The organism is Eximiradius proteiniborus (assembly GCF_058546985.1).
On the sequence record NZ_CM178592.1, the window covers coordinates 1,211,033 to 1,225,698 of the forward strand.

Here is a 14,666-nt window from a genome sequence, read left to right on the forward strand (position 1 = left end):
TATGTCGCTTAATTTAATTGATATATTAATTGTTGCATTCTACTTTGCAATAATATTGATAATTGGAATTAGGTTTACACGCAAAGATAAAAACGACAACAAGGAAAGCTATATATTGGCAGGTCGGCGGGTTACATTACCATTTTTTGTTGCTTCGCTGGTAGCAACGTGGTATGGAAACATAATGGGAATGGGAGAATTTGTATATAACTATGGTATTGTAGCATTTTTTTGTTTCGCATTTCCTTATTACATAGCGGCATTGTTTTTTGCAATATTTGTAGCAAAAAGAATTCGTGCTTCTTCTGCTGCAACAATTCCAGAACAAATAAAAATCACTTATGGGAACAAAGCAAGTGCAATATCTTCTGCAATAATATTAGTCATTACAATACCGGCAGCGTATATATTAATACTTGGAAAACTGATTGAACTTTTTACGGGTTGGAGTTTGGAATTATCATTGATAATCGGTACAATAATTTCACTGATAATTATATATCACGGAGGACTTAAAGCTGATATTATTGCAAATACCGCTCAATTTATTTTTATGTATATAGGTTTTGGTGGGTTGCTTTTTTTCTGTTTGACGGAATTGGGTTCTTTTAAAGAGATGATATCGCGATTGCCAGCTACACATTTAACTGCAACAGGTACACTATCTTGGCAATATGTTCTGGCGTGGTATATTATAGCATTTCAAACATTTATAGACCCAAGCTTTCACCAAAGGTGTGCTGCAGCAAAAAATCCACAAACAGCAAAGAACGGAATATTAATTTCGATTGTTTTTTGGTTAATATTCGATTTTTTGACACTAACAACCGGGCTCTACTCTGCCGCTTATTTGCATTTGCCTTCACCGCTTGATGCATATCCAATACTTGCAGACACTGTGATGCCCAATATGTGGAAAGGATTGCTATTAGTTGCGATAATTGCAACAGTAATGAGCACTTTGGAAAGTTATTCATTTATCAGTGCTGCTACATTTGGAAATGATATTTTCCCTCAATTTTTAAAAAAATTGTCTCCTGAATTAGGAACAAAGATTGGGCTAATAGTAACAGGCGTATTAGGAATATTGCTTGCGATTGTAATACCATCAGCAATTGATTTGATTTATAAAACTTCTTCTATTGCAGTGCCTGCATTAATTATTCCACTAACGGTATCATATACACAAAAATATTATTTGGAGAGAAAACACAGCCTGATAATAATGATTTCAACAATCTTGCTAACATTATTCTGGACTTTATCAAATGAATATAGTGAAAAATTTGGATTGGAAATATTAAATTTCACGCATAATTTTGAACCAATGATGCCGGGAATTATTTTGTCAGTATTATTAGGAATAATATTTGTTAAAAAAAGAAGCAAATAGGGTCTGGACAATACCGAACGTATTGAGTTTTATTAGATTAATGTTGATTGCACCAACTGGAATGATTTTGTGGAACGGAGAAAATGTTTTGGCTGCAACACTTGCATTGCTTGGAGGCTTACTTGATATTGCAGATGGAATAATTGCACGAAAATATAATCAGACATCAGAATTAGGCAAAATAATAGATCCACTTGCAGACAAATTATTTGTAGCTGTTTTAGTAGTCATTTTGTTCATACAAAACAGGCTTCCATTATGGTTTATCTTAGCTGTGATTTCCAGAGATTTGTTAATCATCATAGGTGGTGCAATAATATCAACAAAAATAAAGATAGTTCCTCCATCAAATTGGCTTGGGAAAATCACAGCTTTGACAATAGGAATTACAATTTTATCAATAATTGTCAATATTGAAAAAATATACACAATTTTAATGTATTTATCCGTTGTATTAATTGTTTCGTCATTTGTAAATTACGTTGTAAGTGTAACAAAACAAATAAAAGGGATTGAAATTGGCAACAAATAAACGATACATACCATTAAATTCAAAAGAGATTCAGATTTACCGACAACAAAAGGCTATACAAGAAACTAAACGTGAAGAAAAGACAAATAATGCTTTGATTTCACTGAGAAAGAAGAATTTAGCCGTAATTAATGCAAATCCTACTTTGAAAGCAAAAATTGAGCGTTTCAATGTATATGTAAAGAAGAAAAAAATTGACGATATTGTGAAAGTCATTCATTATCTACTTTCAGACTTATATCAAGAAACGCAAGAAGCATAAAGCGTCTGCAATAGTTTCGACAAAAACAGATACGAATCATCTCAAAACTGCATATTATCTGCAAATAATATTCTAATTCAATTGATTTTTTGCTTATGCTTTAAGATGAAAACCACGATTTCAGTAAATAATGAAATTTATGAACACCTTTGCGGTTCAGAAACATCATCGGACAATACCCATAGATAATTTCTATTTCTTTTTCTTTGGCAATTTCATTAATATTTTTCGGTTTACTACCTAAAACAAACCAAACAGACTTAATTTTTCCTTTTTCTGCACTTGTAAGTATTTTTTCAGCTTCTTTCGATGGAACAGAAAGAACTAAGTTTAGTGCTTGTTGAGGTATTTCATTAACCGAAGCAAACGAGCGAACACCTTCAATTTCCTGACAGGAACGGCTAACCGGAATTGGGTTGTAATCATTCTTCAAGAAAACTCTGAAAAGTTCATTGCCCCAGGCATTATTGCTGCTCGAAACACCAACAATAACAGGAGATTTGTCTTTGAGAAATTCACTTATTATGTTGTTCATATACATCCTTTTGAAAGCAAATGAATAAGGAAGTAATACGAATTGAAAGCAGGAATAGTTTCATACGACAGATTGACAGCGAAATCAGAATTAATGTCATACAATTTTCACGCAAGATTGGGATTATACTGACAAAAATTCATCAGAACAGACATTATGGCTCATTAATGCGTCATTTTGACTTGCAAATCATTTTGGCACGATGTTGGTATATGAAAAAGTGAATTTAATTAACAATATTCAAAAGAGGTAAAAAATGACAACATTAAGATTTGATCCGTTCCGTGGTTTCGAGCAAATGCTCCGTAAAATTAACGAAGTTGCAGGTGAAATCGAACGTGGAGTAACTGTGGAAACTGGTGGTTACAACCCACGTATAGACATATTCGAAGATAATTCGAACGTTTATATTGTCGCAGAAATCGCAGGAATACCCAAAGAAAAGGTAAATGTAAAATTAACTGAAGACAGAATCCTAATGATTTCAGGTACAAAAGAACGCTGTGAAGGCGAAAAAGACAAGACATATTTAAGAAGCGAACGAAATTTTGGTGAATTTAGTCGTTCATTTGTACTACCAGAAAATCTGGATTTATCTGCCGTTAAAGCAAATTATCGTGATGGAGTGCTCGAAATAACAATTGCCAAAAAGCAACCTGAGCCTCCAAAAGAAATAGAAATTGCTATTAGTTAATCAATTATGTTAAACACAAAAGGAGGGATTAGCTATGGCAATAGTAAAATTTGATCCATTCCGCGGTTTTGAAACTTTGGCTCGCAGAATGAACAGCTTGATGCAAGATTTCGACAAAGGGTTTAACTTCGATTTCGGTGGTTTTTCTCCAAAGATCGATATTTCGGAAGATGAAAAACACATTTACCTGCAAGCTGAAGTGCCAGGTATTTCAAAAGATGAAGTAAAAGTAACAATTACAGAAGATAATGTTCTGACAATCAAAGGCGAAAAGAAACGCGAGCAAAAGACAGAAGACAACAAGGAAGGGTATTCTTACATTCGTATTGAACGTAGTTTCGGTGAATTCTGCCGTTCGTTTATGTTGCCGGAAAATGTTAAGAAAGACAGCATTAATGCTAAGTTTGAAAATGGCGTGCTAAATATTACTTTGGAAAAAATTGAACCAGAAAAACCGAAAGAAATCGAAGTTAAGATTGAATAAAAATTGCGAGCCAGGAAGGCGAGACACGGCTAATAGCCGTGTCTTTTTTTTCAATCAATTTCAATTTCTTTTGCAGGGATTTTAAATAATATTGCAATGGCAGAGAATAGCATTGTGTAGAGAGTTGCAGACACACCATATTGAAGGAAAAATTTCCAGAATGATGTTTCGGCAGGTTTCAAATAGAAGAAAAAGTAAATTAAATTGTGAATAAATGCAGAAATTAAGACTACAACAGTGAAGCGTAAAGTATTCAAGTTGGATTTAATATTTCTTTCTTTGTGAAAGAAACCGGCAAAATAAGATGCAACTAATTTAGCGAGAGCATTAGTTCCAATCACGTCTCCAGATATGAAATCAAAGACCAGCCCAATGCCGAATGCAAAGAATAATCCAACGAACTGCCCTTCGGCTAAAGTAATCCATACACACAGTATTAACAGCAAATCAGGAGTAACATTTTCAATAGCAATAATATCGATAAATAACAACTCAACGAGCATTAATAATAAAGCAAGAATGGCATAGACAATGTATCTTATCTGAATTTGTTTGAGGTAATATTTGTTTTCAACTAATTTCATTATTTTCTAAGTCTATTTTTTGCTTTAATAGTTTCTTCAATTTTTTTTGTCAGTTCAATAATTTCTTCATCTACAATGTAATCAATAACGTAAACTTGCTCTAATGAAGCAAAATTAGCATAAGGTTCAACAAAAATTTTATGAAAAAGCGATCCATATTCTTTTTCGACTTTAACTACTTTACCAATTGGGATGTTGTGTGGATATTTCACGCTATAATTAGATGTTACAATCATATCTCCGGGATAAACTTCAAAAGAAGTAGGAATATTGTTAAGAACAAGATAATTGCCACCTTCCCAGCTTAAAATACCATCAATCTGATTTCTAAGAATTTTTGCAGAAACTTTAACGTGTCGGTTATTAAGAGTTTCCACCAAAGAGTATCTATTTGTAGTAGCAACGACTTCGCCGACAAGTCCGGCATCCGTCCGGACAGCCATACCTTCCCGGAGTCTGTCTCTCGTTCCTTTGTTGATAGTAACATAAGAACGCATTTGAACGTTTGTTTTATTTACAACTTCTGCAGGAATAAGTTTTTCAGATGAAGTATCTTTGAGAGCAAGCATAGAGCGAAGGCGGTTATTCTCAATAAGAGCACTTCTCATTTTGATAACTTCAGAGGAAAGCTGCAAATTCAGATCACGAAGAGCTTGATTTTCGCTTCTCAGAGCTACTGGATTAGGCACCCAAGAAAAAAACTTTTGAATATTGCTAATTGAGGCAATTACAACAGCTCTGAAGCCACTAATTTTAGAAACTTCTCCTAATGAAATCAAAGATAAAGAGATTACACAAAGCGCTGTAAACGTAATTAATACCTTAAAACGCAATATTGTCTTAATGAGTTCCTGCATCTACAAAACGATATTAATACCGAGTGCTTTTAATGAGAACAGAACGGAAGTCGCTAAGATTTTCGAGAACTCTTCCAGTGCCTCGGACGACTGCTGTAAGAGGATCTTCTGCTATATGAACAGGCAGTTTTGTTTCTTCACGAATGCGTTCGTCTAATCCTTTGAGCAAAGCACCACCACCGCTAAGCATAATTCCACGGTCGTAGATATCAGCGGCTAATTCAGGTGGTGTTCGTTCCAAAAGACGAAGCACAGCGTTTACAATTTCTTGAACAGATTCAGATAAGGCACCGCGAATATCTGCTGAGGTTACTTCAATCATTCTTGGAACACCAGTGAGCAAATCGCGTCCTTTGACTTCTATTTCCAACTCATCTTTAAGAGCGACGGCTGAACCGACAGAGCATTTAATTTGTTCTGCGGTGCGTTCTCCAATTAAAATGTTATGTTGGCGACGGAAATAATTAACAATAGCGGCAGTCATTTCATCGCCTGCGATTTTTATTGATTCGTCGCTAACGATACCGGAAAGAGCAATCACAGCAATTTCAGTTGTGCCGCCGCCAATATCGACAATCATATTTCCAACTGGTTCGTGAACATTCAGCCCAATACCTATAGCACTTGCCATAGGTTCGGCAATGAGATGGACTTCTTTAGCACCGGCATGCTCGCAACTATCCCGCACAGCTCTTTTTTCAACTTCTGTAATTCCACTGGGAACGCAAACAACAACTCTGCGAGCAGGTTGCCAAGACATTGAAACTTTGCGAATAAATGCTCTCAGCATACCTTCTGCTATTTCGAAATCAGCGATTGCTCCGTCTTTCATTGGGCGGATAATCTTTATATCACGGTGAGTTTTGCCAATCATCTGCTGAGCATCGTGTCCGATGGCAATAATATGTTTATCGGAGCGGTCGAAAGCCACAATCGAGGGTTCATTAAGAACTATTCCTTTGCCTTTCACCCAAATAAGGGTGTTGGCAGTGCCTAAATCTATTGCAACATCATTCGAGAAAAAATTAAATAGTGCCATTATTTTGATTATCTTAAATTCATACAATTTGTAAAATACAAAAATAAGCAAAATTATTTTACTTTTTTATTAAAGTTTATAGATATAATAATTTTCAATTACAATTATTGCTTAATAACTTCGATTATATAATTTTAAAAAGGAGCAATTATTATGAATTCGCAACTAAGCAATGATAAACTAATTGAGATTTTGAGAAACTGGCAAAAATTAGAAGATGCAGCTGTTGCAAACACTACAGAGATTATTAAAAATTCGCGAAATCCATTTATTCAGATAATTATGGAAATAATTCGCCAGGATTCAGTTATGCACAGACGCATTCAGCAATTAATAATAGATAGTCTTGAAATGAAAGATTTTGCTATTGACCCAAGCGAAATAGAACTATTATGGGAAAAAATTGAAGAACACGACGAGATGGAAAAGAAAGTTGTCAAAATTGCTGAAATTGCTCGTAATGAAACTTCATCACCCGTTGTTAGGTATTTGCTCGATTATCTACTTGAAGATGAGCAAAAACACGACAATTTGCTTATTAAATTAGAGCATCTCAAAAAATAAGATAAAATTATTTGCAAAAAAGGAAAGCTGCCCGAGGCATCGGGCAGCTTCCTATATTTTTTGTTCGGACGGGGGGAATCTCCGAACTGTTACAAACGCGACAAGTTTTTGTCTTGTTTTATTCTGCCGACACGAGCAAGGTAATACTTTGTCTCGGCATCAGCGGGATCTTTATCGGCATCTACAACGAGAAAAATATTCTCATTGTACGGGAAATTAGAAATTGATTTCAGCTTTTCATAAATATCTTGAAAATTCTCTGAAGAATCAATTTTTGAGATTATTTCTACCGGGATGCAGGCCGGCTCATTAATCAATGAATAAGCATAATAATATTTTTTGCTCATTTTGCCGGAAATATTATGCTTCCCGCGCAGAAACCCTTCAATTTTTACTTTTGCAAGTCCCAATCCTTCAATTTCTTTGGCAGATGCGTAGGAGAGATCTAATAATCTACGCTGGATATGGGGACCGCGGTCATTAATTCTCACCAGTGTTGCTTTGCCATTGGACAAGTTAGTAACTTTCAAAATAGTTCCAAATGGCAATCTGCGGTGAGCAGCAGTGTTTTCGAACATATCGAAACGCTCACCGGAAGATGTGCGTCTTTTATGGAATTTGTGTGCATAATGCGACGAAATCCCACTTGTCGAAAACAGATAGAGAGCATTTAAGTTTGTTTTTGAAATTATTTCTCTGTAATCATCTTCATTTTTATTAACATTTTGTCCTTTAACTTCATCGTCGATTTCGATTATATTCCCTTGCGCAACACCCAAAAATTGAATTGAGACTAATGCGATTAAAGGAATTAAAAGCCATAGAACACTATAACGGCTTTTGAATAATTTAGAATAACCCATGGAGTTCTTCACTCCTATTTTTTGAAACATACTTTTGTTAGAAGCGTTTTAGCTTCTAAAACTTCCCCCCTTAATAATCCTCTATTTGTTTAACATAATTTTTATAATTTTGTAAATTTCGAAATCAATATAACGATATTTATTTTAATTAATTGTAAAAAAATGCATTGAAAATTAAATTTAACGCTCCCGATTAAAATCTAACCACCGAAAATTATTATATATTGTATGTTTCAGAAAAATGAAAAAATGATTAAAAAAAATATCATTTTTCATTTTTGATAACAATTCACCTATAAACAGAAAAAATAATTGATAAAAATATTTTCATATAACATTCATTAATCTCTTATATTAATTAATGAAAAGGATTATTTCTATCATAGAAATGCGAATAATTTGGAATATTATAGTTTTGTTTTGAAGGTTTAAAGCATATTTAATTCTATAATCAATTTGTTTCAATGAATAAATGAAGAGGCTACCTTGTTTTTGGGGTAGCCTCCTGAAAATATTTTTGCAATATTATTTTACTATTTTCTGATGAAGAGGGAATTTGGAAGTGAATTGGCGAACTTCTTCAGCAACTTGTTTATGAAGTTTCTCATCATCGATATTAGAAAGAACTTTGTCGATTAATTCAGCAACATATTTAAAATCATCTTCTTTAAATCCGCGAGTAGTAAGTGCTGGTGTTCCAAGACGAATACCTGAAGTAATAAGAGGCGATTTATCATCAAATGGAACGGAATTTTTGTTGCAAGTGATTCCGGCTTCATCCAAAGCAAGTTGAGCTTGTTTGCCTGTAAGCCCCTTATTACGTAAATCAACGAGCATAAGGTGGTTATCAGTTCCTCCGCTAACTAAATTATAGCCGCGTTTCATTAATTCTTCGGCAAAGACTTTAGCATTTTTGAGAACCTGCTGAATATATAAATCGAATTCTTTCGAAAGACATTCGCCGAAAGCAACAGCTTTAGCAGCAATTACGTGCATAAGCGGTCCACCCTGTACGCCGGGCATCACCCAGGAATCAATTATTTCGCTCATCATTTTAGTGCGACCAGACTTTGGAGCAACAATACCGAAAGGATTTTCGAAATCTTTGCCCATCATAATCAGACCGCCACGAGGACCACGAAGAGTTTTGTGAGTTGTGGAGGCTACTACGTGGCAGTGAGGAATAGGACTTGTCAGATAACCTTTGGCAATAATACCAGCAGGATGAGCTATATCAGCAAACAAGAAAGCGCCGACCATATCAGCTATTTCGCGGAATTTTTTGAAATCGATGTCGCGTGGATAAGCAGAAGCACCAACTGTAATTAACTTAGGTTTGTGCTGACGTGCAAGTGTTTCGACCTTATCGTAGTCGATACGTCCAGTTTTTTCATCCACTTCGTAGGGGATAAAATTAAAGAAACGACCAGAAAAATTGACAGGCGAGCCGTGCGTAAGATGTCCACCGTGGGCAAGGCTAAGCCCCATAACTGTATCGCCCGGTTTGATAAATGAGTAGTAAACAGCCATATTTGCGTTAGAACCGCTGTGAGGCTGAACATTTGCGTATTCAGCTCCGAACAATTGTTTCAGTCTGTCGCGAGCAATATTTTCGGCAACATCTACCCACTCACAACCACCATAATAGCGATTTCCTGGATAGCCTTCTGCATATTTATTGGTGAGAACAGAACCTTGAGCTTGCATCACTGCATCGGAGACAAAATTTTCGCTAGCAATAAGCTCTAATTTTTCTGATTGACGATGAAACTCGTTTTTAAGAGCTTCCCAAAGTTCTACATCTTGTTGTTTGACTATATCGTACATTTCAAAACCTTTATTATTTTGTAAAAATAAAATATTGTAAAATTAGTGAATAATATTTGAAAATTGAACTTATTTATTCAATAAATTATATTCATCGATTAAATCTCTGCATTTGAGTTCATCTTTTTCTATTTGGTAGGAAAGTTCATCGATATTCTTAAATTTTTTCTCTTCTCTTATGAAATAATGGAAACTTACGGTAATTTCTCTATCGTATAAATCATCAGAAAAGTCGAAAAAGTGGACTTCGAGAGTGGATTTGGTATCGACAGTAATAGTTGGACGAGTGCCGATATTTGCCATACCGAATAGTTTTTTGCCATCAATTTCGGAGGAAACAATATACACACCATCACCAGGTAGCAATTTATAAATGTCGTGAGGTTTAATATTTGCAGTCGGATAGCCAATAGTTGCGCCACGCCCGTTGCCGTGGACAACTTTTCCACGAACCATATAAGGATATCCAAGATATTTATTTGCAGTAGCAACTCCAGCTTCGAGCAATAAATGGCGAATTTTTGTACTCGAAACAACTATATCATCTTCAACGTAATCTTCGACTTTTTCGATTTCGAAATCATATTTTTGCGAATATTCTTGCAAGAGTTCATAAGAACCCTGACGGTTTTTGCCGAAAAAGTGCTCGCGCCCCATCAAAAACTTTTTCAGACCAATTTTATCAACTAAGTAATTTTTAATAAATTCTTCGGGAGAAGTTTGTGAAAATTCGTAAGTAAAATGAATAATGAAAACGTTTTCCACACCAAACTTTTCAAATAAGTCTAATCGCTCTTTTATTGAAGTCAATAGTTGAATTTTAGGTTTATCGGAATCCTGCAGAACAATTCGTGGATGCGGGTCCATTGTAATAATAACTGGTCTTAAGTTATCCTGGCGAGCTATTTCGTTTAGCCTGTTAATAATTTTTTGATGTCCTTTGTGAACGCCATCGAAAGTTCCCAGCGAAATAACCGTATTTTTATTATATTCTATTTCGCTAATATCTCTATAAACAATCATAATTTGCCTGAATTTAGAAAATTCACAATATCACTAATTTTCAATGCCTGTTCGACATCAAAATCACCGATTTTGGTTCTGCGAAGGCTCGACAGAAACGCTCCGCAACCAATTTCACGACCCAAATCGCGAGCCAAAGAACGGATATATGTTCCTTTGGAACAAGATATTTTTAATTTAACAAAAGGATTTGAAAAATTCAAGATTTCAATTGAAAATATTTTAACTTTTGATGGAGGAATATCGACAGATTTATTTTTGCGAGCGAGTTCGTATAATTTTTTCCCTTGTACTTTTTTAGCTGAAAACATTGGTGGAACTTGCAAAATTTCACCAATGAATAATTGAGACTTTTCAACAATCAGATTTTCGTTCAGAAACGAAGTATCCTGGTGATTTTCTTCCGGGGCTTCTGCGTCGTCGGTGCGAGTGGTAGCACCGAACTTAACTTCGGCTATATATTCTTTTTTCAGGTTCTGGAATTGCTCAATTGTTTTGGTTGCTTTTCCTAAACATAAGATTAGCAATCCGGTTGCAAGCGGGTCGAGAGTGCCAGCGTGTCCAATTTTTTTGATATTAAGCAAATTTCTGATTTTTGCGACAACATCGAAGGATGTCCATCCGCTTTCTTTATCAATTAAAATGGTTGCACCTTCGGTATTGGCAAGGTGCAACCATAAATTAAAATCATTTATGTTAGTTTTATCAAGGAGCATAAAACAACTACTGGTTTTCTTTTAATTTTGCATCTTCTTCTTTGGCTTTATTGAGGAGATGCTGAATATGCTCCATTTGGTCGATAGTATCGTCGAAGAAAAACTTCAAATCGGGAATAGTTTTAAGCCTGACACTGCGAGCAACAATACCACGAAGTTCGTATTTTTCTTCTTCGAGCATTTGAAGAAACTTTGGAGGAGAAATTTTGCCACCGTATAAGCTAATATATACTTTGGCAAGGGTTAAATCTGGCGAAAATCTTACAGTAGTAACAGTAGCAATACCAGCATTATGCTCGCGGGCAAAATCGCTAATCGGTTGAGACAATGCTCTTTTTACAATACTTGCTACTTTTTCAGCTCTAATAGACATAATATACTTTTCAAATAAAAATTAAAGAGTACGACGAATTTCAACTAATTTATATCCCTGAATAATATCGCCTTCCTGAATATCATTAAAACCATCAAGCTGAATACCGCACTCATAGGAGGTATCTACTTCTTTGACATCATCTTTATTACGTTTGAGCGAAGCGATAGTACCGTTAAAAACAGGCAAACCATTTCTGAGAACTTTCACACGGTCGTTTCTGTTAATTTTGCCACTGAGTACATAGCAACCAGCGATAGTGCCGATACGGCTAATTTTGAAAATTCTTCTAACTTCAACTTCGGCAGTAACTTCTTCTTTGATTTCAGGTTTGAGCAAACCTTCCAATGCCATCTGCACTTCATTGATACAGTCATAGATAATGTTGTACAGTCTAATATCGATTTTTTCGTTATCAGCCAAACGCCTTGCAGCAGACGAAGGCGACACATTAAATCCAATGATAATTGCCTGCGAAGCAGCGGCAAGCATAACATCGGACTCGGAAATTTCACCAACACCTTGATGTAAGATATTGACGCGAACTTCGTCAGTAGAAAGCTTTAGGAGCGAATCGCTAATAGCTTCTACAGAACCACCAACATCACCTTTGATGATAAGGTTAAGTTCCTGAACACTTCCAAGCTTGATGCGAGAAGATATTTCATCAAGCGAAAGATGACGAACACGCCGCATTTCCTGTTCGCGTTTGAGTTGCTTACGTTCGTTGGAGATGCTGCGGGCTTCGGCTTCGCTATCGACAACAAGGAAATTATCACCAGCCTCGGGCAAACCATCGAACCCCATAACGCGGACAGGCACAGCAGGAGTTGCAACTTCCATTTTGTTTCCGCGCTCATCTTGCATTGCACGCACACGACCGTGATGAATACCGGAAACAAAAGGATCACCTATTTTCAAAGTTCCTTTTTGAACAATTATTGTAGCAACGGGACCAAGACCTTTGCTTACATTTGATTCAATCACAACGCCTTTTGCTTTTCTATTAGGATTGGCTTTTAAATCAAGGATGTCGGCTTCGAGCAAGATTTTTTCGAGTAATTCATCAATATTAATACCTTTCTTAGCAGAAATTTCTACGTGCTGATATTTTCCGCCCCATTCTTCTATAAGGACACCGTGGTCAGCAAGTTGCTGTTTAATTCTATCGGGATTAGCATCAGGTTTGTCAATTTTATTGATAGCGACAATCATCGGAACGCCGGCAGCTTTTGCGTGGCTAATTGCTTCGATTGTTTGGGGCATCACACTATCGTCAGCAGCAACAACAAGAACTACAATATCAGTAACCTGTGCACCACGGGCACGCATAGCAGTGAAGGCTTCGTGACCGGGAGTATCGAGAAAAGTAATTTCACGACCATTTTGCAAAGTAACTTTGTAAGCACCGATATGTTGAGTGATACCACCAGCTTCACCGGCAACAACATTTGAACGGCGAATATAGTCGAGAAGTGAGGTTTTTCCGTGATCAACGTGTCCCATTATTGTAACAATAGGTGGACGCTGAACAAGCGATTCCGGTGGATCAATATCTTCTTCTTCAACCTGAACTTTTTGAGTATCAACAAATTCTACTTCATAACCATAATCATCTGCAATTAAAGTGATGGTGTCTTTATCTAAACGTTGATTTATAGTAACCATTAATCCGAGAGCCATACATTTTAAGATGATTTCGTTAGGCGATTTGCCCATCATATTTGCAAGATCGCCGGTGGTAACGAATTCAGTAATTCTTAGGATATGGCTTTCGCGTTCAATTTCTTCAATTTGACGAATTTCTTTTTCTTTGCGTTCCTGCTTCTTTTTCTGGCGGATGCGTTCGCGCATAGAACCTGTATGAGGTTCCATCCCAGCGTATGTTTCGCGGATTGCGCGCATTACTTCTTCTTCGGAAATAGTTTCCCGGATAGACTTTTTCTTTTTCTTACGCTTCTTGTCTTTAATTTTACCTAATTTTTCTTCTGCTTCGGGATCGAAGTCTTTAATTTTTTTCTTGAATTTATCTTTTTTAATTTCAACCTTTGATGCATTTTCAATAGGTTCTACTGCTTCAGTAAACTTTTCTTTAATTTTCTTTTTATCTTTATCTTTCTGTTTTTCAAACGGTTTTTCGGGGGCAATATCAATTTTGCCAAGAATTTTCAGTCCCGAAGGTTTTTGAGTTTGATCGACAACTTCAATAATCTTTTTCTTTTTCTTACGCTTCTTGTCTTTTTTAACAGTTGGTTCAGCCTGAACGTCATCTTTAACAGCATCAGGTTTTGGTTTTTCCTGAATTCGATCAAATCTTTCAGTTGTTTCGCTGATAATTTCAACGGGTTCTGAAGACTTAGGAGTTTGCTCGGCAGGAGCTGGTTTTTCTTCTATAGAAATTGGTTCTTCAGCTTTTTCCTGTTTGGTTGGAGGTTCGTGATGTTCAATAACAACAGGAGTTGGCTTTTCTTCTTTGATTTCAGGCTCGATTGTTGGTTGTGGTTCAGGAATTTCTTCAACAATAATAGTTTCTGGTTCAATTTTTTGAGGTTCAACAATTTTTTTCTTAACCTCGATTTCATCAGTATCTTTGACGACAGGTTTTACAGGTTCTTCAATATCAAGAGTATCTTCAACTTTGGCAGAAATATCAATTTTTGCTTTTGGCTGAATTTGTTTGTGAATTTCTTTATGTTTCTGGAGTTTTTCACGTTGTTTTTCGGCAGCTTTCTTTTCGCGTTTAAATTTATCATAAACAAGCTCAGCCATTTCTTCGGTCAAGGTGGCAGTGGGCTTGTTGTCAATATCAAAACCTTTGGCACGGAGAAATTCAACAATTGTCTCGCGACCAATATTAATTTCAGAGGCAATTTTAATTAATCTTATTTTATTTGATTCAGCCATAATAAAGCAAAAATAT

16 protein-coding genes are annotated in these 14,666 nt (G+C 35.8%); 6 read left to right on the forward strand and 10 right to left on the reverse strand.

All coding sequences use genetic code 11. The features are described 5' to 3' along the window. The first annotated feature begins 1 nt into the window (after position 1). The 3 genes from ACY2LT_RS05030 to ACY2LT_RS05040 are packed head-to-tail and all read left to right on the forward strand — an operon-like array spanning position 2 to position 2,187. Positions 2-1,393: a sodium:solute symporter family protein gene (locus ACY2LT_RS05030; RefSeq protein ID WP_491816751.1), complete on the forward strand. Its 1,392-nt coding sequence runs from the start codon at positions 2-4 to the stop codon at positions 1,391-1,393. Next, positions 1,371-1,925, forward strand: coding sequence for a CDP-alcohol phosphatidyltransferase family protein (locus tag ACY2LT_RS05035; RefSeq protein ID WP_491816752.1), 555 nt, complete (start codon positions 1,371-1,373; stop codon positions 1,923-1,925). Before ACY2LT_RS05030 ends, ACY2LT_RS05035 begins: the two co-directional genes overlap by 23 nt. After that, a complete protein-coding gene (locus ACY2LT_RS05040) occupies positions 1,912-2,187 on the forward strand; it encodes a hypothetical protein (protein WP_491816753.1) in 276 nt (91 codons plus the stop codon). The genes ACY2LT_RS05035 and ACY2LT_RS05040 overlap by 14 nt, the downstream gene beginning before the upstream one ends. 100 nt (positions 2,188-2,287) lie before the next feature. Here the strand turns inward: ACY2LT_RS05040 and ACY2LT_RS05045 are convergent, their stop codons facing one another. After that, positions 2,288-2,722: a CoA-binding protein gene (locus ACY2LT_RS05045; protein ID WP_491816754.1), complete on the reverse strand. Its 435-nt coding sequence runs from the start codon at positions 2,720-2,722 to the stop codon at positions 2,288-2,290. Positions 2,723-2,978: 256 nt separating this feature from the next. Between ACY2LT_RS05045 and ACY2LT_RS05050 the strand changes: the two genes are divergently transcribed. Both ACY2LT_RS05050 and ACY2LT_RS05055 read left to right on the forward strand, forming a co-directional pair. Further along, the gene (locus tag ACY2LT_RS05050) at positions 2,979-3,416 is read left to right on the forward strand and encodes an Hsp20/alpha crystallin family protein (RefSeq protein ID WP_491816755.1); all 438 of its coding nucleotides are present in this window, start codon (positions 2,979-2,981) and stop codon (positions 3,414-3,416) included. A 34-nt stretch (positions 3,417-3,450) separates the two neighbouring features. After that, positions 3,451-3,900, forward strand: coding sequence for an Hsp20/alpha crystallin family protein (locus tag ACY2LT_RS05055; RefSeq protein ID WP_491816756.1), 450 nt, complete (start codon positions 3,451-3,453; stop codon positions 3,898-3,900). A 50-nt stretch (positions 3,901-3,950) separates the two neighbouring features. Here the strand turns inward: ACY2LT_RS05055 and mreD are convergent, their stop codons facing one another. Genes mreD through ACY2LT_RS05070 form a run of 3 tightly spaced genes read right to left on the reverse strand, consistent with a single transcriptional unit; the run spans position 3,951 to position 6,380 of the window. Further along, the gene (gene mreD, locus ACY2LT_RS05060; protein ID WP_491816757.1) at positions 3,951-4,484 is read right to left on the reverse strand and encodes a rod shape-determining protein MreD; all 534 of its coding nucleotides are present in this window, start codon (positions 4,482-4,484) and stop codon (positions 3,951-3,953) included. After that, positions 4,484-5,341, reverse strand: a complete 858-nt coding sequence (gene mreC, locus ACY2LT_RS05065) for a rod shape-determining protein MreC (protein ID WP_491816758.1) — start codon at positions 5,339-5,341, stop codon at positions 4,484-4,486. Before mreC ends, mreD begins: the two co-directional genes overlap by 1 nt. 13 nt (positions 5,342-5,354) lie before the next feature. Next, complete coding sequence (locus tag ACY2LT_RS05070) at positions 5,355-6,380, reverse strand: rod shape-determining protein (protein WP_491816759.1); 1,026 nt, start codon at positions 6,378-6,380, stop codon at positions 5,355-5,357. Positions 6,381-6,533: 153 nt separating this feature from the next. On the opposite strand from ACY2LT_RS05070, the gene ACY2LT_RS05075 reads away from it, so the two are divergent. After that, entirely contained in the window at positions 6,534-6,944 is a 411-nt protein-coding gene (locus ACY2LT_RS05075) for a hypothetical protein (RefSeq protein ID WP_491816760.1), read from the forward strand. Positions 6,945-7,033: 89 nt separating this feature from the next. Here ACY2LT_RS05075 and ACY2LT_RS05080 read toward each other — a convergent pair whose 3' ends face one another. The 6 genes from ACY2LT_RS05080 to infB form a co-directional block, all read right to left on the reverse strand. Next, positions 7,034-7,807, reverse strand: coding sequence for a septal ring lytic transglycosylase RlpA family protein (locus ACY2LT_RS05080; protein ID WP_491816761.1), 774 nt, complete (start codon positions 7,805-7,807; stop codon positions 7,034-7,036). Positions 7,808-8,332: 525 nt separating this feature from the next. Beyond that, positions 8,333-9,634, reverse strand: a complete 1,302-nt coding sequence (gene glyA / locus ACY2LT_RS05085) for a serine hydroxymethyltransferase (RefSeq protein WP_491816762.1) — start codon at positions 9,632-9,634, stop codon at positions 8,333-8,335. A gap of 69 nt (positions 9,635-9,703) precedes the next feature. Beyond that, entirely contained in the window at positions 9,704-10,657 is a 954-nt protein-coding gene (locus ACY2LT_RS05090; protein WP_491816763.1) for a bifunctional riboflavin kinase/FAD synthetase, read from the reverse strand. After that, positions 10,654-11,373 carry a tRNA pseudouridine(55) synthase TruB gene (gene truB, locus ACY2LT_RS05095; RefSeq protein WP_491816764.1) on the reverse strand — a complete coding sequence of 240 codons (720 nt, stop codon included), beginning with the start codon at positions 11,371-11,373 and terminating at the stop codon, positions 10,654-10,656. The genes ACY2LT_RS05090 and truB overlap by 4 nt, the downstream gene beginning before the upstream one ends. A 7-nt stretch (positions 11,374-11,380) precedes the next feature. Continuing rightward, positions 11,381-11,746 carry a 30S ribosome-binding factor RbfA gene (gene rbfA, locus ACY2LT_RS05100; RefSeq protein ID WP_491816765.1) on the reverse strand — a complete coding sequence of 122 codons (366 nt, stop codon included), beginning with the start codon at positions 11,744-11,746 and terminating at the stop codon, positions 11,381-11,383. Between the two features lie 21 nt (positions 11,747-11,767). Further along, positions 11,768-14,650, reverse strand: coding sequence for a translation initiation factor IF-2 (gene infB, locus ACY2LT_RS05105; RefSeq protein WP_491816766.1), 2,883 nt, complete (start codon positions 14,648-14,650; stop codon positions 11,768-11,770). Between the last annotated feature and the right edge of the window lie 16 nt (positions 14,651-14,666).

Coding starts and splice junctions, on each gene's coding strand:
- ACY2LT_RS05030 (WP_491816751.1), top strand. CDS start 2: ATGTCGCTTAATTTAATTGATATATTAATTGTTGCATTCTACTTTGCA.
- ACY2LT_RS05045 (WP_491816754.1), bottom strand. CDS start 2,722: ATGAACAACATAATAAGTGAATTTCTCAAAGACAAATCTCCTGTTATT.
- ACY2LT_RS05050 (WP_491816755.1), top strand. CDS start 2,979: ATGACAACATTAAGATTTGATCCGTTCCGTGGTTTCGAGCAAATGCTC.
- ACY2LT_RS05055 (WP_491816756.1), top strand. CDS start 3,451: ATGGCAATAGTAAAATTTGATCCATTCCGCGGTTTTGAAACTTTGGCT.
- mreD (WP_491816757.1), bottom strand. CDS start 4,484: ATGAAATTAGTTGAAAACAAATATTACCTCAAACAAATTCAGATAAGA.
- mreC (WP_491816758.1), bottom strand. CDS start 5,341: ATGCAGGAACTCATTAAGACAATATTGCGTTTTAAGGTATTAATTACG.
- ACY2LT_RS05070 (WP_491816759.1), bottom strand. CDS start 6,380: ATGGCACTATTTAATTTTTTCTCGAATGATGTTGCAATAGATTTAGGC.
- ACY2LT_RS05075 (WP_491816760.1), top strand. CDS start 6,534: ATGAATTCGCAACTAAGCAATGATAAACTAATTGAGATTTTGAGAAAC.
- ACY2LT_RS05080 (WP_491816761.1), bottom strand. CDS start 7,807: ATGGGTTATTCTAAATTATTCAAAAGCCGTTATAGTGTTCTATGGCTT.
- glyA (WP_491816762.1), bottom strand. CDS start 9,634: ATGTACGATATAGTCAAACAACAAGATGTAGAACTTTGGGAAGCTCTT.
- ACY2LT_RS05090 (WP_491816763.1), bottom strand. CDS start 10,657: ATGATTGTTTATAGAGATATTAGCGAAATAGAATATAATAAAAATACG.
- truB (WP_491816764.1), bottom strand. CDS start 11,373: ATGCTCCTTGATAAAACTAACATAAATGATTTTAATTTATGGTTGCAC.
- rbfA (WP_491816765.1), bottom strand. CDS start 11,746: ATGTCTATTAGAGCTGAAAAAGTAGCAAGTATTGTAAAAAGAGCATTG.
- infB (WP_491816766.1), bottom strand. CDS start 14,650: ATGGCTGAATCAAATAAAATAAGATTAATTAAAATTGCCTCTGAAATT.